The sequence below is a fragment of the Streptomyces sp. NPDC086777 genome (assembly GCF_040702065.1).
GTDB lineage: Bacteria > Actinomycetota > Actinomycetes > Streptomycetales > Streptomycetaceae > Streptomyces.
Genome location: NZ_JBFBJI010000009.1, coordinates 47,401 through 72,209, shown reverse-complemented (window position 1 = coordinate 72,209; position 24,809 = coordinate 47,401). Strand labels below are relative to the sequence as shown.

The 24,809-nt window shown below is 71.0% G+C and carries 22 protein-coding genes, 1 tRNA gene and 1 pseudogene; 8 read left to right on the top strand and 16 right to left on the bottom strand.

The features are described from left to right. Positions 1 to 408 precede the first annotated feature (408 nt). From AB0472_RS15025 to AB0472_RS14990, 8 genes are all read right to left on the bottom strand, one after another. Complete coding sequence (locus tag AB0472_RS15025; protein WP_366356655.1) at positions 409 to 1,047, bottom strand: hypothetical protein; 639 nt, start codon at positions 1,045 to 1,047, stop codon at positions 409 to 411. A 119-nt stretch (positions 1,048 to 1,166) separates the two neighbouring features. Further along, on the bottom strand, positions 1,167 to 1,424 hold the full coding sequence (locus AB0472_RS15020; protein WP_366356653.1) for a ferredoxin: 258 nt from the start codon (positions 1,422 to 1,424) through the stop codon (positions 1,167 to 1,169). Positions 1,425 to 1,429: 5 nt separating this feature from the next. Further along, positions 1,430 to 2,797, bottom strand: a complete 1,368-nt coding sequence (locus AB0472_RS15015) for an NADH-ubiquinone oxidoreductase-F iron-sulfur binding region domain-containing protein (RefSeq protein ID WP_366356651.1) — start codon at positions 2,795 to 2,797, stop codon at positions 1,430 to 1,432. Beyond that, on the bottom strand, positions 2,794 to 3,537 hold the full coding sequence (locus AB0472_RS15010; protein WP_366356649.1) for a ferric reductase-like transmembrane domain-containing protein: 744 nt from the start codon (positions 3,535 to 3,537) through the stop codon (positions 2,794 to 2,796). The genes AB0472_RS15015 and AB0472_RS15010 overlap by 4 nt, the downstream gene beginning before the upstream one ends. Beyond that, positions 3,534 to 4,481, bottom strand: coding sequence for an FAD:protein FMN transferase (locus AB0472_RS15005; RefSeq protein WP_366356647.1), 948 nt, complete (start codon positions 4,479 to 4,481; stop codon positions 3,534 to 3,536). Before AB0472_RS15005 ends, AB0472_RS15010 begins: the two co-directional genes overlap by 4 nt. Next, a complete protein-coding gene (locus AB0472_RS15000) occupies positions 4,478 to 4,909 on the bottom strand; it encodes a hypothetical protein (RefSeq protein WP_366356645.1) in 432 nt (143 codons plus the stop codon). Before AB0472_RS15000 ends, AB0472_RS15005 begins: the two co-directional genes overlap by 4 nt. Positions 4,910 to 5,152: 243 nt before the next feature. Further along, the gene (locus AB0472_RS14995) at positions 5,153 to 6,676 is read right to left on the bottom strand and encodes a HAMP domain-containing sensor histidine kinase (protein WP_366356643.1); all 1,524 of its coding nucleotides are present in this window, start codon (positions 6,674 to 6,676) and stop codon (positions 5,153 to 5,155) included. A gap of 5 nt (positions 6,677 to 6,681) precedes the next feature. Next, on the bottom strand, positions 6,682 to 7,377 hold the full coding sequence (locus AB0472_RS14990) for a response regulator transcription factor (RefSeq protein WP_366356641.1): 696 nt from the start codon (positions 7,375 to 7,377) through the stop codon (positions 6,682 to 6,684). Between the two features lie 209 nt (positions 7,378 to 7,586). Here AB0472_RS14990 and AB0472_RS14985 point away from each other — a divergent pair, with 209 nt between their 5' ends. The 4 genes from AB0472_RS14985 to mgtA all read left to right on the top strand — a co-directional run bounded on the left by AB0472_RS14985 (position 7,587) and on the right by mgtA (position 13,968). Then, a complete protein-coding gene (locus AB0472_RS14985; RefSeq protein ID WP_366356639.1) occupies positions 7,587 to 7,856 on the top strand; it encodes a hypothetical protein in 270 nt (89 codons plus the stop codon). A 291-nt stretch (positions 7,857 to 8,147) separates the two neighbouring features. Continuing rightward, positions 8,148 to 10,436: a heavy metal translocating P-type ATPase gene (locus tag AB0472_RS14980; protein WP_366356637.1), complete on the top strand. Its 2,289-nt coding sequence runs from the start codon at positions 8,148 to 8,150 to the stop codon at positions 10,434 to 10,436. Positions 10,437 to 10,560: 124 nt separating this feature from the next. After that, positions 10,561 to 10,821 (top strand): hypothetical protein, encoded by a 261-nt coding sequence (locus tag AB0472_RS14975; protein ID WP_366356635.1) that lies wholly within the window; start codon positions 10,561 to 10,563, stop codon positions 10,819 to 10,821. A gap of 486 nt (positions 10,822 to 11,307) precedes the next feature. Further along, positions 11,308 to 13,968 carry a magnesium-translocating P-type ATPase gene (gene mgtA / locus AB0472_RS14970; RefSeq protein ID WP_366356634.1) on the top strand — a complete coding sequence of 887 codons (2,661 nt, stop codon included), beginning with the start codon at positions 11,308 to 11,310 and terminating at the stop codon, positions 13,966 to 13,968. 119 nt (positions 13,969 to 14,087) lie between these two features. On the opposite strand, the gene AB0472_RS14965 is transcribed toward mgtA, so the two are convergent. The 3 genes and pseudogenes from AB0472_RS14965 to AB0472_RS14955 form a co-directional block, all read right to left on the bottom strand. After that, a complete protein-coding gene (locus AB0472_RS14965) occupies positions 14,088 to 15,008 on the bottom strand; it encodes a slipin family protein (RefSeq protein WP_366356632.1) in 921 nt (306 codons plus the stop codon). A gap of 252 nt (positions 15,009 to 15,260) precedes the next feature. Next, positions 15,261 to 16,913, bottom strand: coding sequence for a GAF domain-containing protein (locus AB0472_RS14960; RefSeq protein ID WP_366356962.1), 1,653 nt, complete (start codon positions 16,911 to 16,913; stop codon positions 15,261 to 15,263). 650 nt (positions 16,914 to 17,563) lie between these two features. After that, positions 17,564 to 18,051: pseudogene (locus AB0472_RS14955) on the bottom strand (tyrosine-type recombinase/integrase); the annotation flags it as partial. A 172-nt stretch (positions 18,052 to 18,223) separates the two neighbouring features. Here AB0472_RS14955 and AB0472_RS14950 point away from each other — a divergent pair. Then, complete coding sequence (locus AB0472_RS14950; RefSeq protein WP_366356630.1) at positions 18,224 to 18,544, top strand: GYD domain-containing protein; 321 nt, start codon at positions 18,224 to 18,226, stop codon at positions 18,542 to 18,544. An 85-nt stretch (positions 18,545 to 18,629) separates the two neighbouring features. Here AB0472_RS14950 and AB0472_RS14945 read toward each other — a convergent pair whose 3' ends face one another. After that, on the bottom strand, positions 18,630 to 19,487 hold the full coding sequence (locus tag AB0472_RS14945) for a TIR domain-containing protein (RefSeq protein WP_366356629.1): 858 nt from the start codon (positions 19,485 to 19,487) through the stop codon (positions 18,630 to 18,632). Between the two features lie 257 nt (positions 19,488 to 19,744). Next, positions 19,745 to 19,978, bottom strand: a complete 234-nt coding sequence (locus AB0472_RS14940) for a hypothetical protein (protein ID WP_366356628.1) — start codon at positions 19,976 to 19,978, stop codon at positions 19,745 to 19,747. 428 nt (positions 19,979 to 20,406) lie between these two features. On the opposite strand from AB0472_RS14940, the gene AB0472_RS14935 reads away from it, so the two are divergent. Then, positions 20,407 to 20,481, top strand: a tRNA-OTHER gene (locus AB0472_RS14935). Between the two features lie 108 nt (positions 20,482 to 20,589). Here AB0472_RS14935 and AB0472_RS14930 read toward each other — a convergent pair. After that, entirely contained in the window at positions 20,590 to 21,387 is a 798-nt protein-coding gene (locus tag AB0472_RS14930) for a DUF1963 domain-containing protein (protein WP_366356626.1), read from the bottom strand. A gap of 313 nt (positions 21,388 to 21,700) precedes the next feature. Between AB0472_RS14930 and AB0472_RS14925 the strand changes: the two genes are divergently transcribed. Further along, positions 21,701 to 22,588 carry a hypothetical protein gene (locus AB0472_RS14925; protein WP_366356624.1) on the top strand — a complete coding sequence of 296 codons (888 nt, stop codon included), beginning with the start codon at positions 21,701 to 21,703 and terminating at the stop codon, positions 22,586 to 22,588. 393 nt (positions 22,589 to 22,981) lie between these two features. Then, entirely contained in the window at positions 22,982 to 23,371 is a 390-nt protein-coding gene (locus AB0472_RS14920) for a hypothetical protein (RefSeq protein ID WP_366356623.1), read from the top strand. On the opposite strand, the gene AB0472_RS14915 is transcribed toward AB0472_RS14920, so the two are convergent. Together AB0472_RS14915 and AB0472_RS14910 are read right to left on the bottom strand one after the other, a co-directional pair. Further along, a complete protein-coding gene (locus AB0472_RS14915; RefSeq protein WP_366356621.1) occupies positions 23,363 to 24,160 on the bottom strand; it encodes a PIG-L family deacetylase in 798 nt (265 codons plus the stop codon). The genes AB0472_RS14920 and AB0472_RS14915 overlap by 9 nt on opposite strands. A 127-nt stretch (positions 24,161 to 24,287) precedes the next feature. Then, on the bottom strand, positions 24,288 to 24,701 hold the full coding sequence (locus AB0472_RS14910; RefSeq protein WP_366356619.1) for a hypothetical protein: 414 nt from the start codon (positions 24,699 to 24,701) through the stop codon (positions 24,288 to 24,290). Positions 24,702 to 24,809: the final 108 nt, after the last annotated feature.

The following is a 24,809-nucleotide window of genomic DNA, read 5'->3' as shown; positions in this document are numbered from 1 at the left end:
CAGCCAGGAGTCGGCGGCTGCTTTCAGCGACCGCCCAAGCCCTCGTGGTCCCGTCCGCCGTTGCTGCAACGTCACCCATGGCGAACCGGCGCTCTTCGCAGCCGCCTTGAACCGGGGTGTTGCAACGACCACCAGAACCCAAGGCGGCCCGGGGGCCAGGAGACGTTCTGTACACCTCAGTTCGGCGCCACGGGCGAGGAGATCGACGCCCTCGGCCTGGCCGGAGCGGCAGCACGGCTCGCGTCGAGGACGTCGGCCACCTCGTCCAGCCGGTCCCGGCCGCAGGTGCCGGCACCGGGCCGTGTATCGACGAGGGCCGCGGCCAACACCCTCGTGCTCTCGGCAACGTACCGGCCGTCCGGACCAGTTGAGACAACCTCCACGTGTCGGTTCGCCGACGTGGCGGCACTATCCGGTCCAGGCGGAGACCAGGTGGACTCCGGCGAGGGCGACGACCAGGCCCGCGCCGAGCGCGACCGCCAGCAGGGACCAGCGTGCACCGCGACGCGGGGCGACGGTCCCGTGGCGTGCCGGACGGCGGCGCAGGTCGGCGCTGATGAGGCGCGGCAGGCGCCACAGGTAGGCGAGGACGTGCACGGTCATCACGGCGATCCAGCAGATGAAGCTGGCTTTGTGCAGCAGGAGCACCGGAACCGGACCGGTATCGGGTCCGAGCAGGGCCAGTGCCACTCCCGTACCGAGGACCGCGACGCTCGTGGCGACGACCAGTGGGCCGAGCACCCGCAGCAGCGGTACGGGCGGCCCCTTGCGGCGGTACTCGGGCGATCCGGTGTAGTAGCGGTAGAACCGGTAGCCGGTCGATCCGATCTTGAGACAGACCGGGCCGGTCAGCAGCAGCCCTATGAAGAAGTGCAGGGTGATGAGTTGCCCGAGGAAGAGGATGGTGACGCCCTCCACGGCGAAGAGGACCAGCAGGACCGCACCGGTTGCTGCGGTCAGCCGCTCGTTCCCTTCCGGCCCGCCGGGCGTCGTACCGGTCCGCTCGGACGATGTGTCCACGCGCGTCCTGCCGCCGATCACGGTCACTTGTCCGTCCTCCTGGTGATCAGGCCCCGCCCGGCCCGGATGGCAGTGCTGTCCTGCCCGCTCCCGCACCGTGCACCTGAGCGGGCAGAAGTATGTCTGACGTGGGGTTAAGAACTCGTTCACGTCCGCTGGGACGGCTGCCGCCCCGGTTCCCGCTTCGGTGCCCGCTCCGGTGCCCGGTCCAGGCGCAGTGCCAGCGCCGGGCACGCGGCCACCGCGCGCCGCGCGTGTGCGAGGGCTTCACCCACAAGAGGGGCCGATCCGACGATCGGGTAGCCCCACTCGTCCAACTCGACGATTTCCGGGAGCAGTTCGCCACAGAGCCCGTAGCCGTCGCACGCGATGCGGTCGATCCCGAGGGAGTGTGTGCCGGCCATGCCGTTCACCTCCATTCCCGGTCGTCGGGTGCCCGGGGGTCCGGAACCGGCAGTACGGGCTCCTGGCCTGCCGCTGCACACGGCCCGAGGTTCAGGTGGTGCCGTACGTCGTCGGCGAAGACCCGCAGGGCGGTCGCCGCGAAGCGGGACGCGCCGTCGGGGTGCCGACAGGCGCCACGCCCGGCGAGCAGTCCCGCACGGCGCTCCAAGCGCCGCATCACCTGCGGGGCGGGACGGCCCCAGGCGAGGTCCGCGAAGTCCGCCGCGACGGCGGGCAGTCCGAACCGGCACGGTCCGCACTGGCGTGCGCTCTGCGCCGCGAGGTAGCCGAGGACCCCGGCCGCCTCGGCCAGTCCGCAGGCGCGGGCGGGCAGCGCCACGATCACTCCGGCACCGGGTCCCGCGCCGAGCGCGGCCAGGTCCTGTTTGGCGAACGGGACCTGCAGCGCCTGCTCGGCCGGCAGCCAGCTGCCGAAGAAGCCGCCCAGCAGCACGGATCCGAGCGGTTCCGCGGCTCCCCCGGCGACGTCCAGTACCTCACCGAGCGGCCGGCCCATCGGCACCTCGTAGACGCCCGGCGCGCGCAGCGCGCCGGAGAGGGTCACCAGCGTGGTGCCGGTGGCGTCGGGGTGCCCGGCACTCCGGAACCAGCCGGGACCATAGCGTGCGATCAGTGCGAGGTGGGCGAGGGTCTCGACGTTGTCGATCAGGGTGGGGCGTCGTTCGACCCCCTTCTCGAAGGGACGCGGTGGGGTCGCCGACGGGCGGGCATCGCCGCCGTTCAGCCACCGCACCAGCGATGTCTCCTCGCTGGAGACGTAGTGGTGCGGCAGTTCGTGCACCAGCACCGGCACCGGGTCGAGGCCCCGTGCCCGGCGTTCCTCGACGGCCTCACGGAGCGCCCGTGCCTGGTCCTGCCTGCTGCGCGGCAGACACAGGTGCGCGACGTCGGCGCCCACCGCGGCGGCGGCCAGTGCGGCGCCGTCCAGGACCAGGTGCGGGGCGAGGTCCAGCAGTGTCTCGTCCTTACGGCTGGCCGGTTCGCTCTCCATGCCGTTGGCGACCACCACGGCGGTGCCCCTGCCGTCGGCGACGGTGCGCAGTTTGCGTCCGGTGGGGAAGGCGGCGCCGCCCCTGCCGGTCAGCCCGGCGTCCTCCACCGCGCGCACCAGCCGGTCGCTCGCGTCCGCGGAGCGGGGAGACGGCGGTGGACCGTACCGGCCGAGATGTTCGTCCAGATCGGCCGCGCCACCGGTGTCGTACCAGCCGTGCAGCAACCGGGAGCCGTACGGGCCCAGCATGCCCGCACGCCCGTCGCCGGTCAGCAGGGCCGTCCGTCCGCTGGTCATTCCGTCGGTCGTTCCTTCGGTCATTCGGACTCTCCCTCGTCGTCGGCCGACGCGGGCGCCGGGTGGACGGTGCCCGTGGCCGGGGGCGTGGGCGCGGCGCCTCCCGCGCGGTGCGCCCAACCCGGTTGCAGCGGCCCGGAGTTCAGGAAGGCGGCCAGCACCACGGGCACCACCGCCGCGGTGACCCCCGCCCAGAGCCGCACCGCGAACCGGCCCGGTCCCGCCCGGTACAACCGCCACCAGACGGCGGCGACGACGAGGGCGATGCATCCGGTGTACAGGGCGAGTTGCAGTGTGAGCCGGGTGTCGGTGCCGGTCCCGGCGGCGTGGAAGAGCGCCACCGGCCAGGCCGCGTAGGCCAGCCAGTGCACGGACTTCCACCGCCGCTGTCCGATGCGCAGCCGCGCCGCGCTGGTGACCGCGACCGCGAGCAGCAGGTCGAACGCGACCGTGCCCAGCCCCAGCCAGAGCGGCCGGTACGAGGCGGTGAACGGCACCACCGTCACCAGCCAGCCCAGATGGACGAAGGTGTCGAGGACCGCGGTGACGATGTGCAGGGCCAGGAAGGCCAGGGTCAGCACCGACAGGTTGCGGTGCAGCGCGCTCACCTCGAAGCGGGCGAACCGCCGCGGCGTGTACCGGCCGCCCACGGCGATGCCGAGCGCGACGGTTGCGGTGAGCAGCACCAGGGCGACTGTGCCGCCGGCCCGGGTCGCGTACCACAGCGGGCTCGGTCCGGCGGCGAGGGGGACGAGGCCGGTCACCGGGCACCTCCCGCGGTGTCCTCGGGCCAGCCGCAGACCCGCTCGACGGTTCCGTCCACCCGTACCAGCCGGGCGGGCAGCCCGGTCCGGCGAAGTCGGTCCAGGGCGCGTTCGCCGAGGACGACGGCCTCGGTGCTCGCGGTGTTGGCGTCCACGCAGCTGGCGGCGGCGACGCTGACGGTCCGCCAGACCGGGGCGGGCACGTCGCCGGTGGCGGGATCGACGATGTGATGCAGCCGGCGGCCCCCGCGGCGCCAGGTCCGCACCGTCGTGCCGGAGGTGGCGAGTCCGCCCGCGGTGACGCTCACCGTGGGCCGGCCCACCGGGTCGGGTGCCGCATGGTCGTCGGCGATGGCGACCCGCCAGCCTCCCGGCGGGGCCTGGCCCGCGACGGAGAGGTCCCCGCCGAGGTTGACCAGGACGCCGCAGCCCGCCACCTCGGCGGCGCGGCGGGCGGCCCGGTCCGCGGCGAGGGCCTTGGCGGTCGCGCCGAGGTCGAGCGTGATGCCCGGGGGCAGCCGCAGCCGCCGGGCGGCCCTGTCCCATTCCACCGCACGCCGGCCCGCGGACGGCCCGGCGAGACGAACGGGGCCCACGTCCTGCGGTCGCAGCGCGGCGAACGTGACGTCGTAGCCGAGCGCGCGCACGGCGGTTCCGACGGTGGGGTCCACGACGCCTCCGGTCGCCTCCGCCGCGTGCAGCGCCACGTCGAGGGCCTCGGCGAACAGGGCGCTCACCGAGCGGGGGGCGCCGGCAGCGGCGTTGCAGCGCGACAGTTCCGAGTCGGGCCGGAAGCGGCTGCACGCCGCGTCGACGGCGGCGAGCTCGGCGTCGAGCACCTGCCGCGCCACGTTCATGGCGCCGGGGTCGGCGACGAGAAGCGAGGCGGTGGTGCCCAGCGCGGGGAAGGAGACCGACGCCGGGTGTGCGGCGGCGGCCGTCATGACGCACCCGACGTGGTGTGCGACGGCTGTGGGGTCGGGGCCGGCGGCTTCGTCGCGGTGGGTGCGGGGGCTGCCGGATGTGCGGTGGACGGCGCGACGGGCGTCGCCCGCTGTTTCGGGACGGTCGTGTGCGGTGCCGTGCGGGAGGGCGGCGCGTCGGTCCTGGACGGGGCCGCCGAGTGCGACGCGGCCCCCGGGGTGGTGGGCGCGCTCGATGTGGGTGCGGGCGCGGGGGTGGACGGCCGCGCGGTGTTCCCGGGCTCGGGCGCGGACTTTCCGGGCAGGGCCTGGGCGTATCCGGTGGCGAGCAGCGCGGAGCCGGCCGCGGCCGCGGCGGCCACCCAGCGGGTGGCGCTCGCGACCCGGCGCAGCCCGCGGTCACGGCGCCGGGCGGCACCGGCCGACGTGGGGTGGTCGCGGTGGGACATGGTTCCTCCTCGGCAGGCGGTGTGCCGGCGTGAAGCGTCCGGCACCTCGCGGCCGCACCTGTGGGTATCCGTCCAATCCGTCCACCAGCCTGCGCAGGCATCTGTCGGGATCCGGTTCAGGAATCCTTCAGAACCCGCAAAGATCGGCGAAGGTGCTGGTCAGGACGGTGAGACGCCCTCTTGTGAACAGGTCGGCGGCGGTGCCTGGGCCGCATGCGGCACGGCGCGGGCCGCCCGAGAAGCTCAGGCGTCGCTCCTCCGCGTGCCGCCGGAGTCGGACCTGCCACCAGAACCGGACTTACCACCGGAGCCGGACCTACCGCCGGAGTCGGACCTGCCACCAGAGCCGGACTTACCACCAGAACCGGACTTACCACCGGAGCCGGACCTACCGCCGGAGTCGGACCTGCCACCGCGGTCGCGTCCGCGCCGGGACGCGGGCAGCGACAGCGCCACCGTCAGCCCGCCACCGGGTGAATCCAGCAGCTCGGCGGTGCCGCCGTTGGCGGTGACCAGTCGGTGGACGATGGCGAGGCCCAGCCCGGTACCGCCCGCCTCGGGGTTGCCGAACCGGCGGAACGCGCTCTGCCGCGCGGCCTGGCTCATCCCCGGGCCGTTGTCGAGGACCCGCAGCTCGACGGTTCCGCCCTCCCGCCTGCCGGTGACCAGCACCCGGCCGCCCTCCGGGACGGCGTCGAGGGAGTTGGCGATCAGGTTGTCGAGCGCCTGTTCCAGATCGCCCTCGCCGAGGAAGGCGGTGAGCCCGGGACGGCAGTCGGCGGCGAGCCGGACCTGGCCCGCGTGGGCGACGGGCTCCCAGGCGGCGACCCGCTCGGCCACGAGGCGGTCCACCCGGACCGGCACCGGCCGCGGCACGGCGTGCTCGGCGCGGGCCACCGCCAGCAGGCCGTCCACCAGCCTGGACAGCCGGGCGATCTCACCCTGCGCGTCGGCCAGTTCCGCCGCGGTGTCTCCTTCCGCGTCGGCGGCGAGCAGATCGATGCGCAGCCGGAGGGCGGCCAGCGGGGTGCGCAGCTGGTGGGACACGTCGGCGACCACGGCACGGTGCCCGTGCACCAGGGCCTCGGTGCGCGCGGCCATCGTGTTGAACGTCGCCGCGAGTCGGCGCACCTCCTGCGGTCCCGCCCCGGCCGGCGCCCGCGCGTCCAGCGTCCCCTCGCCCAGCCGCTGCGCCGCCTCGTCCAGCACGCGCAGCGGACGGCCGACCCAGCGGGCCAGCAGCACGGCCACCAGCACAGCGGCACCGAGGCCGCCGACGCCGGTCAGGGCGAGCCAGCCCCACATCGCCAGGATCCGGTCGTGCAGCGGATCGGCGGACCGGCTCAGGACGGCGACACCGACGGCGTCCGAGGCGTCACCGATCGGCACGGCGGTGGTCAGCCACCGGTCGTCCTGGCGCACCCGAGTGTCGGGGTGGGCGAGTACCGAGGAGACCAGACCCGCGGAATCGTCCCCGGCCACGTCGGAACACGGGGTCGACAGCACCACATGGCCCGCGCTGTCGTAGACGGTCGCGCAGTCACCCCTCCGGCGGGCCTCCTCGACAAGGCTGCGCGCCACTGCGTCCGACCTGTGGTCGGACAGGTGCTCCTCGGCCGCGGAGGCGATCGCCCTCGCCTTCGAAGCCGCCTCGTCCCGGAACGAGGTCTGTTCGCGCTGCGTCATGATCAGCCCGAGCGGCACCACCGCCAGCACCAGAATCGCGGTGATCAGGGCGAGGGCGCTGAGCGCGATGCGGCGGGTCACGGCGCTCAGCCGGCTTCGCCGAGGCGGAATCCGCGCCCGTAGACCGTCTCGACCAGTCCGGGCACACCCAGCTTGCGGCGCAGCGCGGCCATATGGACGTCCAGCACCTTGGTGGGCCCGTACCAATGGGCGTCCCAGGCGCGTTCGAGGATCTCCTGGCGCGTCACGACCCGGCCCGGATCGGCGGCGAGGCACTGGAGGATGTCGAACTCCTTGGGCGTCAGTGCGACGTCCGCCCCGCCGACCGTCACCTTGCGGGTGCGCGGGTCGACGACGAGCGGGCCGTGGGTCAGCAACTCGGGCCCGGACGGGCGGGTCCGCCGCAGTACGGCTCTGATCCGCGCCAGCAGCTCCGCCAGCCCGAAGGGCTTGACCAGGTAGTCGTCGGCGCCTTCGTCGAGCGCGGCGACCCGGTCGCCCTCCTCGCCGCGGGCGGTCACCACGATGATCGCCACGTCCGACTGGCGGCGCAGCACGCGGCAGACCTCGATGCCGTCCATGTCCGGCAGGCCGAGATCGAGCAGGACCACGTCGGGTGCCGGTACGTGGGTGAGCGCACCGCGCGCGGTGCCGACGCTGCCGGCCCGGTACCCGGCCCGGTGCAGGCCGCGCACCAGCGATCCGGCGAGCCCCGGGTCGTCCTCGACGACCAGCACGGTGAGCGCGTCGGGATCCGCCCGGGAGCCGGTTTCGTGTTCCACGGCACCAAGCGTAGGACGACGCGGACGGCTCTCCTGCTCGGCCGGAGGCCGGGTCACGTGCAAGAGCCGCTGCGGCAGTCGCCCGGGTTTGCCACATCTGAAGCTTTCCCGAACGGCTTTCAGACGCGGTGCGGCGCACGCTGATGGCATGGCGTCCGCGAGCCGGAGGAACGCCTCGCGGCACCGCCTTCACCGAAGGAGGCCGTCCCATGCCCGTACCCGAACCCACGCACGACTCCGACCCGGTGCGGCAGCGCGAACGCGGGCTCCGGCGGGTGGGCACCACGACCCGCCGGACGGCCACCGCCGCGACGGCCGCGGCCCTTGTGCTCGGAGCCGGTTACGCCCACGTGCTGCCGGGCGTCTCCGCACTGGCGTCCGGCGCGGTCGAGCACTCCTTGCGCGACCACCCGCAGAGCCCTGCCCACGCCCCGGCCTCCACCACACAGCCGGCCCAGACGGCGAGCGGAGCGTCCTGACCCCTGATCTCACCGTCGAGCGGCGGCCATCGTGGCATGTCAGGGCCCGGACACAGGCGCGCGTCCGGCTGGTCGGCCCGAGACAGGGCCGGACGTCCCCTGCCGCGACGGCCCTGTGGCGAGGTGTGATGGACGGGAACCGATCCGAGGACCGCCGCGTCGGAAGGAACGAGGTACGCAGTGAACCGACACTTCCCTCGCACTGCATCGCCACGTCGTCCGGGCGCGGCGGTCATGGCTCCACGGCTCACCCCCCGCACTGCATCGCTACGTCGTCTGGGCGCGGCGGTCATGGCTCCACGGCTCGACCCCGTCCTCCTGGCCGTCACGGCAGTGGCGCTGACCGCCGGCGGCATCGCCTGGCTCGCCGGTGCCGGCGGTCTCGCGGATCTCTTCTGGGGCGTCGGCACGCTCTCCGCCGTGGTACCCGCGGTGGGCTGGGTGCTCGCCGCGCTGCGGCACGGCCACGCAGGTGTGGACGTCATCGCCGTACTCGCGCTCGGCGGCACCCTGGCCGTCCGCGAATACCTCGCCGGTGCCTTGATCGCGCTGATGCTGGCCACCGGCCGCACCCTGGAGGCCGCAGCCCGGCGACGCGCCTCCCACGACCTGCGTGCCCTGCTGGAACACGCACCACGGTCCGCGCGCCGGCGCACCCGGGCGGGGGTGGCCACGGTGCCACTGGCCGAGGTCGCCGTCGGTGACCTGCTCGTCGTCGGCCCCGGCGAGGTCGTCCCTGTCGACGGTCGGGTGGAGAGCGCCGCCGCCGTTCTCGACGAGTCGGTGCTCACCGGTGAACCCCTCCAGGTCGAACGGGCCCGCGACGAGACGGTGCGCAGCGGCGTGGTCAATGCCGGCGGCGCCTTCGAGCTGCGCGCCACGGCCACCGAGCGGGACAGCACCTACGCCGGTATCGTGCGGCTGGCCCAGCAGGCCGGGGCCGAGTCCGCGCCCGTCGTGCGGCTGGCCGACCACTACGCCGCCTGGTTCCTGTCCCTGTCGCTCGCGGTGGCTGGGCTGGCCTGGCTGGCCAGTGGCTCTGCGGTGCGCGCGGTCGCCGTCCTGGTGGTCGCCACCCCCTGTCCGCTGCTGCTGGCCGCTCCTGTCGCGATCGTCTCCGGTCTCTCCCGCGCCTCCCGTCTCGGCGTCGTCGTCCGTGACGGTGGCGCGCTGGAGAACCTCGGCCGCGCCCGGACCCTGCTGCTGGACAAGACCGGCACCCTCACCCGCGGCCGCCCCCGCGTCCTCGACGTGATCGCCGCACCCGACGTCAAACCGGCCGAAGTGCTGCGCCTTGCGGCCTCGCTCGACCAGTACTCGCCCCACGTCCTCGCCCAGGCCATCGTCGACACCGCCCGGGAACGCGGTCTGGAGCTGTCGGTCCCGACGGACGTCACCGAGCAGCCCGGCCGGGGCGCCACCGGCACCGTGGACGGGCACCGGATCTCAGTAGGCCGGATGGACGCCGCGACCGCCCGGCCGGGCTGGGCGAAGGCGGTCGACAACCGAGCGCTCCTCGACGGCGCGGCCGTCGCCTGGCTCGCCGTCGACGGACAGGCGGCCGGCGCGGTGCTGCTGCGCGACCCCCTGCGCCACGATGCCCCGCGCACCCTGCGCCACCTGCGTGCGGTGGGCATCGACAGGCTGCTGATGCTCACCGGCGACCGGGCCGCGCCCGCCCAGGAGGTCGCCGCCGTCCTCGGCCTGGACGGCGTGCGCGCCGAACTCGGCCCGGCCGACAAGGTCGCCGCGGTCCGCGCCGAACGCGAGCGCGCGGTCACCGTGATGGTCGGCGACGGCGTCAACGACGCTCCCGCCCTCGCCGCCGCCGACATCGGCGTCGCCATGGGCGCCCGCGGCTCCACCGCGTCCTCCGAGGCCGCCGACATCGTCCTGACCACCGACCGCGTCGACCGCCTCGCCGACGCCGTCGGCATCGCCCGACGGGCCCGGCGCATCGCCGTCCAGAGCGCCCTCGGCGGCATGCTGATGTCCCTGGCCGCCATGGGCGCGGCCGCCTTCGGTGTGCTCCCGCCCGCCGCCGGCGCCCTGCTCCAGGAGGGCATCGACGTCGCCGTCATCCTCAACGCCCTGCGCGCCCTGGGTGCCGACCGGACCGTGCGACCGGCCCTCACCCCCGCGGCCGAAGCCCTCATCCACCGCTTCGCCGCGGAACACGACGACCTCCAGGACGTCCTCGAGTCCGTACGCGACGCCGCCGACCGCCTCTCCGACAGCTCCGGCCCGACGGGCCTGGCGGCCCTGGCGGCCGTGGAGGAGACACACCGCCTCCTCACGGAACGGCTGCTGCCCCACGAACACGCCGAAGAACACGAGCTCTACCCCGCTCTCGCGCCGGCGCTCGGCGGTCCGGAGGCCACCGCCACCATGAGCCGTGCCCACACCGAGATCGAACGTCTCGCCCGCCGTATCGCCACCCACCTCCAACTGGCCCACGCGGGCGGGGGCCTGTCCGCCGAGCAACTCGACGACCTGCGCTCCTGCCTCTACGGCCTCAACACCGTCCTGCGCCTGCACTTCACCCAGGAGGAGGAGAACTACTTCTCCCTCGCTCCGTGAACGACGGCAGGTGAGGAACTGCCACCGGCGAAGGCACCGGCCGGGACCGGTACGCGACCTGGCTGACGCGGACCGCGCCGCAGGGCAGTTCGCCGCTCGGTGGGGTCTGCACGTGGGGGAGGTCATGCGGTTCAGCAACGGGTACTACGCCCAGCTCCTCGACTCCTGCGGGAAGGGCGCGACCGAGGCACTCGTCGACCCGGGCAGCGGCGCGGTCCAACCGGAGTTCGGGCCTGCCACGATGTGGAACACCTCCTGCACCCTGCGCGACAACCGGATCGTCGGCATGGTCTCGGTCAACGCGACCACCGGCGACGTCTGGTACCGCACCTGGCACGGACGCTTCCTGCAGATGCAGGAACGCCCCACGACCCGCGGGTCATAGAGCGGACCCGTCACGCGTTCCGGTGCGGTTCGCCCCTCGCTCTCCCGACCGCCGCTGCGGCCGTCCCCCGAGCGGTCTCCGCCGGAACGGATGCCGCACACATGGGAACGGGAAGCACCGTGGACACGTGAGAACCGCGGACGCGGAGGAGTGGTTCCCCCGGTCAAACGCCCCGTGGCCCGTGTCTCCCCAGGTCAGCGCCCCGCCCAGAGGGCACCCGCCCCGGACCCGGCTGTGCAGTGTGCCGGGACGAGAACGAGTTCCTCGGTGATACTCGACGTGGGCGCCACGTGCCGGGCGTCGGGCCGTGCCGGGCGTGCGATGCTGGAACCCTGGAGCGCGCCGGGTCTTCGGGCCCCGCGTTCTCACCGGGCGTGACGGCCCCAGGGCGGCGATGCGTATGACCGGGCGGCGATGCCGGGATCGTGGGAACGGCCCGTACCACGGTGTGCGGGAGGGGGCGTCCTGCCCGGAAGGCCGGGCAGGGTGAGCGTCTCCGCTCCGGCGCAGGAGTCCGTGCTCGCGCCCGGGGTGATGTCGGCGGCGGCCCTGTCGGGGGACGATGTCCTGCGTGAACTCGGTGTCGTCGCCGCCGAGGGGCTCGGCGGCGAGGATGTCGTACGACGGCAGGCGCGGTTCGGCCCCAACGCGGTCGCCACACACCATGCCCGGGTGTTCCCTGTGCTGTGGCATCAGCTGCGCTCTCCTCTGCTCGGACTGCTGATGGCGGCTGCTGTCGCGTCTTTCCTGGTGGGCGAGCGAAACGACGCGGTGATCATCGGGCTGATCGTGACCGCGTCCGTCGGACTGGGCTTCGTCAACGAGTACCGGGCCGAGCAGGCGGCCGAGGCGCTGCACTCCCAGATCCACCACCGGGCCGTGACGCTGCGCGACGGCCGGGCGACCCTGGTGGACGTCACCGCGCTGGTCCCCGGTGACGTGGTGGAACTGCGGCTGGGCGACATCGTTCCGGCGGACCTGCGGCTGCTGCGGGTCACCGGTCTGGCGTGCGACGAGTCGGTGCTGACCGGCGAGTCGCTGCCGGTGGACAAGAGCCTCGCCGCGGTCGCGGCCGGGACCCCGTTGGCCGAGCTGTCCGGGTGCGCTCTCATGGGCACGGTCGTCCGGACCGGTTCCGCCCGCGGGGTGGTGGTGGCCACCGGGCCGCACACCGAGTTCGGGAAGATCGCCGCCGGGCTCGACACCCACCCGCTCGACACCGAGTTCCAGGTCGGCCTGCGGCGCTTCTCGCTGCTGCTGGTCTACGTCGCGGGCGCGCTGACCACCTCGATCTTCGTGATCAACGTCGTCCTGCACAAGCCGGTCATCGACGCGCTGCTGTTCTCGCTCGCCATCGCGGTCGGTATCACCCCGCAGCTGCTGCCCGCGGTCGTCTCGACCAGCCTGGCCGCCGGGTCGCGCCGGATGAGCCGGCGCAAGGTGCTGGTGAAGCGGCTGGTCTGCATCGAGGACCTGGGCGATGTGGATGTCCTGTTCACCGACAAGACCGGCACCCTCACCATGGGCCGCATCGAGTACATGCGCGCCGTTCCCGCCGACGGCCACGGCTCCGAAGCGGTGGTGCGGTGGGGACTGCTCAGTACCGAGAACGCGGCGCGGGACGAGCAGGACGTCGGTGGGAACCCGTTGGACCAGGCCCTGTGGCGGTCTCCGGCCGCCGCGGGCGAGCGGGCCGCCCTGGACGGGTACACACAGGTCGCGGTGGAGCCCTTCGATCACGAACGGCGCATGGTCTCGGTCCTCGTACGGGACGGGGACGGGCGTTCGAGCCTGGTCACCAAGGGTGCTCCGGAGACCGTCCTGGACCGCTGCGTCGAGGTCCCGCCCGAAGCCCGTGCGGCGCTGGCGGCGGAGTTCGCCGCGGGGAACCGGGTGGTCGCCGTCGCCACCCGGCCCGTCGCCCCCGGAACGCAGACCGTCGAACCCGACAGCGAGCGGGGGCTGAGCCTGGCCGGGCTGCTGGTGTTCCTCGACCCGCCCAAGCCGGACGCCGCCACGGCGCTGCGCAGACTCGCCGGCCTCGGAATCGCGGTGAAGGTCGTCACGGGCGACAACGCCGCGGTCGCCGCCAAGGTCTGCCACGACCTGGGGCTCACCGACGCGGGCGCGATGACCGGCAGCGAGGTCGACGCGCTGGACGACGCTCAGCTGGCCGAAGCGATCACCAGGACCACCGTCTTCGCACGGGTGAGTCCCGAGGCCAAGGCCCGCATCGTGCACGCCCAACGGCTCAGCCGCGGCGGCGTGGCGTTCCTGGGCGACGGAGTCAACGACGCACTGGCCCTGCACGCCGCCGACGTGGGCATCTCCGTCGACTCGGCCACCGACGTCGCCAAGGACGCGGCCGACGTCATCCTGCTGGAGAAGGACCTCGACGTCCTCGCGGACGGTGTGGCCGAGGGCCGCAGGATCTTCGCCAACACCATCAAGTACGTACTGATGGGCACGTCCAGCAACTTCGGCAACATGGCCTCCGCCGCGGGCGCCTCGCTGTTCCTGTCCTTCCTGCCGATGCTCCCCTCACAGATCCTGCTGAACAACCTTCTCTACGACAGCAGTCAGCTCGCCATCCCCACCGACAACGTGGACGAGGAACAGCTGCGGAAGCCCTCGCACTGGGACATCGCCTTCATCCGCCGGTTCATGATCTGCTTCGGGCCGCTCAGCTCGGTGTTCGACTTCCTCACCTTCGGCGTCATGCTCTGGGTCTTCCACTCCGGGCCGGCCCAGTTCCGCTCCGGCTGGTTCGTCGAGTCGCTGGCCACCCAGACCCTGGTGATCTTCGCCATCCGTACCCGGCGCGTCCCGTTCTTCCGCAGCCACCCCAGCCTGCCGCTGACTCTCGCCGCGCTCGGCGTCGTCCTGGTCGGCACGGTGCTGCCGGCCACCCCGCTCGCCCACGCCCTGGGCTTCCAGCCGCTTCCCGGGGCGTTCTTCGCCGCGCTGGTCGGCATGGTCCTCGTCTACCTGGTCCTCATCGAAATCGGCAAACGGCTTTTCTACGGGGCCGTGGCAGTGGCACCTCCGGTTCCCCGGCACTACGCCGACCGTCGTCACCTGCGGCGCCGGGCCGGCCGCTTCAGCACTGCCGCGCCCCGCCCCACGCCGGCCGACGGCCCGCCGTGATGCGGACCGTCGGCCGGCGGCGAGCGGCGGGGCGCGGACAGGGCGGGAGATCACCCTGCGGTGACCCGGCAGGCGGACATGCGCCGTGGGTCACCGCGGGCTCGCGGCCACAGGGGCCCTCACCTGGTCTCGGTCGCCCCACTCGGTGCCGGCACGCGAGCGGAGTCGGTCAGGCCCAGGGCCGGTACGGCGGTGGGGGACGGCGGCACCGTGACGGGAGCCCCGAGGGACGGTACGGCTGCGGGAGCCGGCGGCACCGCGGCGGCGGCCGCGGTCGCTTCGCGGGTGAGGAAGGAGCCGAGTTCTCCGATGGTGCTCATCAGCGGTGCCGGGAAGACGACGGTGGTGTTCTTGTCCACGCCGATCTCGACCAGACTCTGCAGGTTGCGCAGTTGCAGGGCGAGCGGGTGGGCCATCATCGTGTCGGAGGCGTCCCCCAGGGCGGCAGCGGCCAGGGACTCTCCCTCGGCGTTGATGATCTTGGACCGCTTCTCCCGCTCGGCCTCGGCCTGCCGGGCCATCGCGCGCTTCATGGACTCGGGCAGCTGGATGTCCTTGAGCTCGACCAGGGTGACCTCCACGCCCCATTCGGCGGTGGTGATGTCGAGGATCTGGCGGATGTCCAGGTTGATGCGGTCGGTCTCGGACAGGGTCTCGTCCAGGGTGTGCTGGCCGACGACCTTGCGCAGGGTGGTCTGGGCGATCTGGTCGATCGCGGCGTTCACGTTCTCGATCGCGATGACCGACTTCACGGCGTCGACCACGCGGAAGTAGGCCACCGCGGAGACGTCGACGCTGACGTTGTCCTTGGTGATGATGCCCTGGGACTGGATCGGCATGGTGACGACCCGCAGCGACACCCGGTGCAGGGCGTCGACGAACGGGATGATGAACCGCAGCCCCGGGGAGCGTGTTCCGACCAGTCGGCCGAAGCGGAACAGCACCCCTTTCTCGTACTGCTTGACAACCTTCACGGCCATGGCGAGCGCCACCAGGGCCAGCAGGCCGACCACGACGATGAGAACGATCAGGACTTGCATACAAGGCTCCTCGGGACGAGGACCACGGCGTTCGCGCGAGGTCCCGGAAATGGGTCGGCGGAGCACGTGACGCCAGGGGGCGAGCACTCTGTGAGTGCTCGTGTCCCGTCGCGAGAGGCGCGATTCACCGGCACCGGCACCCGATGCCGTAGGGGCCTCGGGACCGGCCGTGTGTCCAGCATCGCTCGACGCGCACGCACACCGCATGGGCCGAACGGTCCCCACCGGGGCGGCCCCCGCAGAGGCGAGAGATCAGCCCTTGCCCGCGGGCAGGGGGACGGTCCAGTCGAGCGTGGTGCCGGTGGGTCGGTGCCGGTCGACGGTGAGGGTGCCACCGAGCTCCGTGGCACGGATGCGGAGGGCGGCCAGTCCGCCGCGACGGGCGCGAGCCGGGTCGACGCCGCGGCCGTTGTCGCAGACCCGCAGCCTCAGGTGCGCGGCGGTGGCCTCGACCGTGACGTCCACGGCGGTGGCGTGGGTGTGCCGGGCGGCGTCGGCGAGGGCTTCGCGGAGCACGGCGAGCAACTGGCCGGCGATGTCGTCGGCGACGCGGGTGTCCAACAGGCCGGTCATGCTCAGGGCGGGAGTGAAACCCAGGGTCGCGGCGGCCTCGCCGATCTCGGCGGCCAGCCGCGTCTGCAGGGGGGTGTGCCCGGTGTGGTCACGCTGCCCCAAGGCGTAGATCGTCGATCGGATGATCCCGATGATGTCGTCGAGGTCGTCCACGACCCCTTGTACGACCTCAGCGGCCCGCGGGCGGTCGGAGACCTGTGCGAGGACCGATTGCAGGGCCAGTCCTCCGGCGAACAGGCGCTGGATGGCCAGGTCGTGCAGGTCGCGGGCGATGCGGTCACGGTCACCGAGGAGCAGGAGCTGTTCGGCGGCGCGGCGGTGCTCGGCTACCTCCAGGGCGAGTGCGGCGTGGTTGGCGAATCCGGCGATCATGGCGACGGTCGCGTCGGCGAAGGCGGAACGACCGGGGAGGCCGGCGACCTGCAGGACGCCCCGCACGTGTTCGGGGGTGCCGAGCGGGACCAGGAAGACCGGCCCCAGCGGCATGAGGGCGGTGTCGTGTTCGGTCCGAGGGTCGGAATTCCAGTCGCTGATCGTCATCGTCTCACCGGAGGTGTAGACCTTCGCGGCCAACGTGGTGGCCGACAGGACCAGCCCGCGTACGCGGTCGGCGTCCGGGGCCGCGGCGGCTTCCACGACCAGGTCGCCGGTGTGGGGGACGGGCACGGCGAGGGCGACCAGATGAGCGTCGGCCATCTCCCGGACGGTGTCGGTGAAGATGTCCAGGACCTCCGCCGGGGCCGTGCCGGACAGCAGGCTGCGGGTCAGTTCGCCGCTGGCCGCCAGCCAGCGTTCACGGCGGTGCGCCGTCTCGTACAGCCGGGCGTTGTCGATCGCCACCCCGGCCGCTGCGGCCAGCGTCACCAGCACCGCCTCGTCATCGGCGTCGAACTCGGCCCCACCGCGTTTCTCGGTCAGGTACAGGTTGCCGAACACCGCTTCGCGCACCCGGAGGGGAACACCCAGGAATGTCCGCATCGGCGGATGCCCGGCCGGAAAACCGACGGTCTCCGGGTGCTCGTTGAGGTCGGCCAGCCGCAGCGGGCGCGGTTCACGGATCAGCAGTCCGAGGATGCCCCGGCCCTCCGGGGGGTGCCCGATGGCGGCGAGGGTCTCCTCATCGATCCCGTCCGTGACGAACTCTTCGAGACCGCCTTCCTCGCCCAGTACGCCCAGCGCCCCGTACTCGGCGTCGACCAGGGTGACTGCGGACCGCACGATCTGCCGCAGCACCGTACCCAGGTCCAGATCGGTCCCGACGGCGAGGACCGCCTCCAGCAGTCCGTGCACCCGCTCCCGGGCGGAGCGCACTCGCGTGATCTGGGCCTGCATGTCCTGCAGTCGCCCGTCCAACCGGAACTGGGGCGCCGCCCCGTCCCCGGTGCCCTCTGTAGGGTCCGTGTCCTCGTCCACTCCGGCTCCCCTCGGGAGGAAGACTCCCTCCGGTCCCTCCAGCATGCATCCGGAAAGCAGCCGTCGACCCGTCGAGGACGGAACCGCGTCCGAACGTCGCATCGAACAGACAGGCCGGCAACCGACGCGGTCGGCGCCCCCGTCCTCCCGACGGACACAGGACGTGAAGCCGCACAGGGAGCTCGGGCAACCGTCTTCACCTCCGGCACCGACGACATGAGTCAACGCCTCGCGGGGCACTCCGTGCGAGTCGAGAAGGTCTGGCGAAACGCCGCCCGCGCTGCGCTCCGACCACTCGCCGGCTACCCCCGAGAGCCATGGCCCTGTCGGACAGGATCCACCGGCACGTATTCAGCACACACGGGAACGGGAAGCACCGTGGACACGTGAGAACCACGGAGGATTGTTTCCCCTGGTCAGACATCCCATGGCCCACATCTCCCCAGGTCAGCGCTACGTCCAGGGAAAACTCCCAGAGCGGGTGTCGCAGGTTCGAATCCTGCCGGGGGCACCAGCCAAAAGACCCCGGACCGATCATGGTCCGGGGCCTTTGGCATCAGCGGGGGCGGTCACTCACGACCAAGGCGCCGCTTTCGCAGTAGCGGGTCCATGCGGCTCACGGCCTCGCGGTGAGTGTCCTGGACCACGTACATGTCTGGGCGTCCATGGTGATGCCGATCTGGGAGTGGCCGAGGATCTCCCTCACGACGCGGGGCGCGACCCCGGCCGCCGTGAGGAGCGTGGCGGTGCCGTGGCGGGCGTCGTGCAGCCGGATGACACGGAGGCCTGCGCACTCGGCAACGCGGGTGAAGGAGCGACAGAGGTTGCGCGGCTCGGCGGGGCGCCCGGTGCGGGTGGCGAAGACGTAGTCCGAGTCCTGCCACCTCTCCCCCGCCTTGGCCCGAGCCGCTGCCTGCCGCATACGGTGCCGACGCAGGGGTGCGATACAGAGGGCGGGCAGCGGTACGGCGCGGCGACGGCGGCTTTTCGGGTCGTCGTCGTGCAGGACGCCACGGCGGCGCTGGACCTGGTGGCGGACGTAGAGCACGCGGTTGTCTTCGCGTTTGTACAGCCGTATGCCGGTCGGCGCCGCTACAGCTCTTCGACAGTGATTAGCGGAAAGAGGCGCAGGTTCCAACGAGTGAATCCCGTCGGTCCGCAAGTAGTGGCCGATGCGACAGCGGGAAGGCCATTGCACACCGGACAGTCGATCGGCAGGAGGCACGCCTGTGCCGAAGTTCCTCATTCAGGCCACCTATACGCCCGAGGGCACCAAGGGGCTGCTCAAGGAAGGCGCAAGCGGTCGCCGCGCCGCCGTCGACCAAGTCGTCACCGGCCTCGGCGGGCAGGTCGAGGCCATGTACTTCGCCTTCGGGGAGGATGACATCGTGCTCATCGTCGAATTCCCCGACTCGGTCTCCATGGCCGCAGTCAGCCTCACCGTGAAGGCCAGCGGAGCCCTCCGCACCCGGGCCACCCCGCTCATCACCCTCGACGAGATCGATGAGGCCGCGCGCCGGCAGGTCACCTTTCGCGCCCCCAGCAACTGATGGCCGCGACCGCGCCCTGTGCGCGCAGGACACGGTCTCCATATCAAATCGGATGTCTTCGAGAGCGGGATAGCCGCCGGGTACCTCAGCCGGAGCCAGAGCTTCCGAGTTTCCTGAGGAAATACTCAGCGACCTTTGCGGGTCCTAGCTCCCCCGGCAGATAGGCGATCGTCGAGGGCAGTCCCGGTATGTCGCAGTCTTCGAGGCGAACAGGAAGTACGTACTCTTCCTCTCTCATCTCCAGCGCCCTGGACTGTGCTGCCCTTCTCTCATGCACCGTCCAGGCTTTCTCTCTGTAAGCGTGAGACACCAGCATTATGCAATACCGAGACCGATGCGCATAAATGTCCAACAGGTCGCTGTAGAGGTCTCGCCCCCATAGACGGGGCCGCTCATTCTCGTCATAGAATGCGCGCACGCCATGCGCAGCAAGTTCCCTCTCAAGGGACTGGGCGAAACCCCTGTCCTCGCCCGCAAAAGATATGGCCACATCGAACTCGAATCCTCTTCGATCCTGCTGCAGGGCTGGTACGCCATGCCATTCCAGACACCCGCGGAGCGCTCGTTCCACCTCGCCTTTCAGCCGGCTGTCAGACACCGTCCAGTCGAGTCGATAATAGTGCTTCACTCGCTGGCGCAACTCCGGAAGAAACTCGTGCGACCTGATCGCGAACTGCACCGGATCTGCGATCAACACGAAGACAACTCGCGGGTACTGGCCGCGAGTCGAAGCAATGAAGAGGGACGACTGGTGCGGATCGCACGAATCGGCGAACGGGTCGATGAAAATAGCGTCCACAGGAACGCCGCGGTCCTGCAGTCGGCGGATCAATCCGAATGAATACTCCGCCGATTCACTTCGCTCGACCCTGGAAACAAATGGATTGGACGCAAGAACTTCAGCGATCCGGTCCGATTTCTCACCATTAGCTATGAGCAGCACGTTCAGATGGTTCGATCGATTCGGCGAACACTGACCTGGCTCTTTTTCACGATTACCATATGTCAAGCACGCACTCCTCTGGAAACTATGCCGGACTCATAAAATAGCCCAAGTCGGTCGCATCGATCCAGGCGTTCTTCCAATTGGACGAGTCGAATAGAGCCGCTCGACGACTCCGAACTACTGCACTGGGGCGGCGCTGCCTACGCACAGAGATCGAGCTCGATGCTCCGGTAGCTTTAGAGCTTGAAGGTGCCCTACGACCGGGAGTCGCGATCCCGCAGGGCACTGACGCTGCCACTGGCATCACTGAAATGCTCATAGGCGTGAGCCTGCCGACGCGCGTCACGAAAGGCTCTCGTGGCCGTCGCTTCGATCTGCTGCCCATCCGGACTCGAAACCATCCGGCGTCGGTCACGGCGTACCAGCACGATCAAGGCCGCCGCCACGATGGAGGCGAGCGCAAACGCGGTCAGCACCAGGTAGACCATCGGCTCCCCTGAATGTCTCAGACCGCGCCGTGCGATCTGGCGCCTCGGCACTGATCACCAGGGGCTGCGAGGGAAGCGTACCCATCGGCCATCACGGCTGAACAGGCCGGCTCTCGCCAGCTCGGACCCCACTCGCATCCCCCCCGACCTTGCAGGCGGGGTACGACGTCTTCATGTCCGAGCTCAGGAGCGGCTGTACGGCAGCGAAGTACAGCAACCGCCGCAACTGCAGCCGACTCCGACCAGCCTTAAGGTGCCAGACGACCAGCCCGGCGGACCTCAGCGACCGTCCCGCCCGTAGTCCGCATCGAGAGGGTCACCGGTGCACGGCCCTGTGCCACTCTCGTGCCAGAACGGGCGGGGAGTCACGGGGAGTCGGGGTGCGCAAAGGTACGGCCGCCGGACTCCGCCCAAGACAGGGAACCCGCAGGTCAGGCCCGCGACCGCCCAACTTCGCTCCTTTAGAACGGGTGTCGCAGGTTCGAATCCTGCCGGGGGCACCAGCCAAAAGGCCCCGGACCGATCAGGGTCCGGGGCCTTTGGCATCTACTTCTCCTGAGTGGACCCACGACAGTCATGCGGTATCCGGCAGCAATCTCCTGTTGTACGGATCAGCAGCAGAGAACCTGTGTCACGGCCTGGCTGAAGTCGCCGGTCGCGAGTGCCTTGATCGGGATCGTGAAGTACAACGTTCCGGCGTCCCCCCAGCCCCATCCGAGTTCGGTGTCCTCGGCAAGCTGGAGCAGATGAACGGCCGGGCCGTCGGCGTCGCGGGACGACACCCTGAGCGTGTACGAGGTGTCCGGCCAACCGAAGGCGCAGTGACTGCCGGCGGTGTTCCCGTCGAGATCTTCCATCTCGCCGAGAATGAGCGATGCCGCTCCCCAGTGCTGATCCCTGTCGAACTCCACGTCCTCGTCCTCGACGTCCCAGCAGTCCGGGAGCATCGTTACCTCGGCTGCGTGGACGGGCATCGCCGGGTAGCTTCTCGCTGGTTCGGGTGCCGTCGTCTCGACTGCCCGTACCGGGTCGGCAGGAATGACGTGGCACACCCCGGACTCGGACATGTCCAGTTGGCGGTACTCCTCGTACGGCAGGTCCGGATCGAGGTAGAAGAAGTTGAGCAGGCCGGGCCGTATGGGCAGTTCGTTGCCCAGCCAGGCAGCGAGAGCATCGGTGTCCAGCACGGCATGCAGGGACAACGGAACCCCGCTCTGTTCGGGCCAGCAAGTCTCCGGTTCGAGGAGGGCAGGCCCACCAAGTCGGCATTGCCCAGTGGCCTGGATACTTCCTGCCGGGCGGACCAGCTGAAAGCCGCGGCGGGCCATGGCGGCAAACTGCCGACCGGCCTTCTCGCCGAGCCGTCCTGTGCATACGCGACTCAAGTCGGCAGGGTCGTCGAACTGCATGCCAGGATCTTCTCAACCGCTGTTCGCTCTTGACCACCTTGGGTCTCGGCCGCGCCCCTTGCCCCCGACGGACCCTGACATCCATGACTGACATCAACGGCACCGGACAGCGGGGTACATGAGCGCACCTGCCTGACCGCTGTGATGCCAGGCCTCCGTGCAGGGGGCGGGTAGGGGGCGGCGGCTTCGTCGTTGTGGGTGCCGAGGGTGTCATCGTGCTTGGCGTGAGGGGTGCCTCGCGCGGCCGTCTGTCGCGTTTGCCTCGCGAGGCCCCGGCAGGGCTCGGGGCGTACCCCGAGTTAGGCTCACGGCCTTGGCATGGATCTGGCATGTGTCGATGGGGGTTGTGGGAGTGCTTGTTGTGGTTTCTGCGCCACGCAGGGTGACGGGCGCGGCGTTCGTGGCCCTACTGCTCGCAGGGGGGTCGGTTGCCTGCGGAGGGGGCGCCAAGAGCGATTCCGCGGTTGCCGGCCAGCCCCGGGTGACTCCGGCGGCGGCCGTGGCGAGGGCGGGAGAGGATGCCAAGGACATCACGTCGCTGCGGTATCGGATCAGCGGGACCGTGCCGGGGAAAGGCCGGTTGGAGGCCGAGGCCTCCATGAACACGCAGCCGCCGGCGATGAGTATGAAGATGACCGCTGCGGCCGCCCAGGGTGGGCGCGGCCAGTTGGAGATCCGGTTCGTCGGCAAGGTGATGTACGTCGGCGGGAGTGCGGTGCGTCCCGAGAAGCTGAACGGCAAGCGTTGGCTGAGCGCTGCGCCGGCCGTATGGGGGCGCAGCGGAGGGGACAACCAGTCCTACGGCGTACTGCCCGGTCAGCTGCAGGCGAGCCCGACGGAGCAGTCCACGCTTCTGACCGGATCCAAGGATCTGCGCCTGATCGGGACCGAGGCGGTCGACGGAGCGAAGACCACGCACTACCGGGGGACGGTGAACAGCAAGGGCCTCGTCGGCGGGCGCCTCGATCAGTTCATGCAGCTCGAAGTCTCCGACCCGCTCACCATGGACCTGTGGACAGACGGTGACGGCCGCACCAGACAGTTCCGTCTGCGGGCCGACCACAACGACATGGCTGCCGGCACCGGAGACGGGCCGCTCGACCTGACCGTCACCTTCCTCGACATCAATCGGCCCGTGGCCATCAAGGCCCCGCCGGCCAAGGACACCACCCCGATCGCGGACGACGCCCAGGGTGGATGAGCGACGCCCGGGCAGGGGAGAACGTCCGAGACAGTGGCCCGGTCTCGGTCCGCGTCCCGTTCAGCGGCGTTCACGACCGTTCGAGCAGGACCCCCGACCTTCCCGGCGCCGACGGCCGATCGGCCATGAATCCAGGTGAACGCTCCTGGCGTGCTGGTGGCCGGCTCGCGGGACCGGAGCCGGTCAGCCGGAGTGCCCCTCCAGGTCGGCGATGACGTCGACGGCTCCCTGAGCGTTGTCGATGCGGATGCGGCCGTCTGAGTCGCGCGAGCGTCTTTTGCCTGATCTTGGCTGCTCCGGGCTCTGGTTCCTGGATGGCGCCGTCGGGGGTGCACCGTCCGCGGGGGCCTTCGACGGGCCGGCGCTGTCAGACCCTTCCGTCATGCTCTGCCCATGCTGATTGCGACGAACAGCCGAGGGCACGTGGTGAAGCGCCCCTCGAAGCCGACGATGGGCACGATGCTCGCGAACCTGCGCCAGGGCGACCATCTGATCCTCGAGCGGCAGGACGAGAATCTTGAGGGGAACTGGTACATCCAGGTGCTGTTCCGCGACAACAACACCTATCAGCTGGAGTACCGGGACGGCGTCGCCGCCGAGCACTACCAGACGCTGACGGCCTCTCAGGAGAAGGCCTGTCAGGCTCTCCTCGGCTGGGCGGCCGGCAAGCCGGACTGGCAGGACGGGTTCATGTGGAACAACATCGGCGCCATGTTCGCCGTCCCGATCGTCAAGGCCACGGACCGGCCCACCCTCCATGAGGGAGTGGAGTCCTCAGCGTGACGTTCGGAAGATGCCCACCACGTCGGACGATGCTGCGCCCGCGCTCGTGGAGTCGATGAACCATTCCCGGCCGAGCAGAACTCCGAACAGGGGGGCCGGGAGCCGGATCAGGACCCGCATGACCGGAGCCAGACGGCCGGTCCCGTTCACCTGGGACCGGTGAGCGGCGAGTGCCGCCTGCTTCTGCCGGGCGAACTTCGCCACGTTCACTCGGTGCGTGATGACGGAGCGGGCACTGTAAGCGGTGCCGGGAGCCACGGCGTCATGGCGGACGGGCAGCCGCAACCAGTCCACGAACTTCAGAACCCGGGCCACCAGATCACGCGGAATCGTCGCTTCGAACACCTGCTCCACGCCGGCCAGGGTCGCGGCGCGCTTTCCGACCTCGTGCACTCTGACGTGATCACGATGACCGTAGCCCCCGTTGGCGTCGTAGCTCAGCAGCACCTGTGCTCGTTCCTCGCGGAGGACCGCGGCAAGCCGCTCGGCGGCTTCTTCCGGGTCGGCGCGCGTGAACCGCATCCGGTCCGGCGGATCCGGACTGAGCACCTTCCCGTTGCCGCTGTCCGCGTATCCCAGGTGCACCACGCGAGCCGCCCCCAGCACGGCCGCACTGGCGCGAAGCTCCCTCATGCGAGGCGGTTCGTCCTGTCCGACAGCGTCCGTCGCGCCATCGGTGGCCACGGCGATCACCACCCGGTGTCCCTCAGCGGCGGCTCGCGCCAGAGTGCCGCCCGTCATCAGCACCTCGTCATCGGGGTGGGCGTGAAAGGCCACAACGGTTGCCATGGGTCATATCCTGCACTATCGGCCATGGGTGGGAACCCGGCCGGAGGTGGCGGTGGTCGGCCATGTGTTTCAGCGACGGAACCACGGGGTGCCGGCTGACCTTCACCGCTTCCGGCCGGTCAGAGGTTCAGGGCACGTACCAGCCTCCGAGACGGCCGACCTGGCCGGGCAGTCCGCGTACTCGCATCCTTCCGTCCTGCGTCCCGGTCTCCCAGGTGAGCAATGCGTCAGGCGCTCCCCACGCCTGTACGGCGAGTGCGTTGATGCGTGCTTCGAGGATGCGCAGGTGTCGCCCGATTCGCTGGATCGCCTTGTTGAAGCCGCGCAGCCACAGCACTGCCAGCAACAGGACCAGAACGGCGATATAAACGGTCGGGGCACCGAAGGTGATCTTGTTCGACACGGCCAGCAGGGCAGAGATGATGCCCGCGAACCCGATCATCTGCATGCGCGATGCCACGCGTTGTGTGACTTCCTCGCGTAAGGTCCGGTACTCCTCGAACAGAGTGGCTATCTCGTGTTCGATCTGGCGCTGAGGCACACGTGGACCAGGAGGCGTCTGAGGGACAGCGGAACCCTGCGGCTGCATACGCTCCTCCTGGAGACTCACGGTCATCGAAGGCGGATGTACCCGCGGTGCGCCCGTACG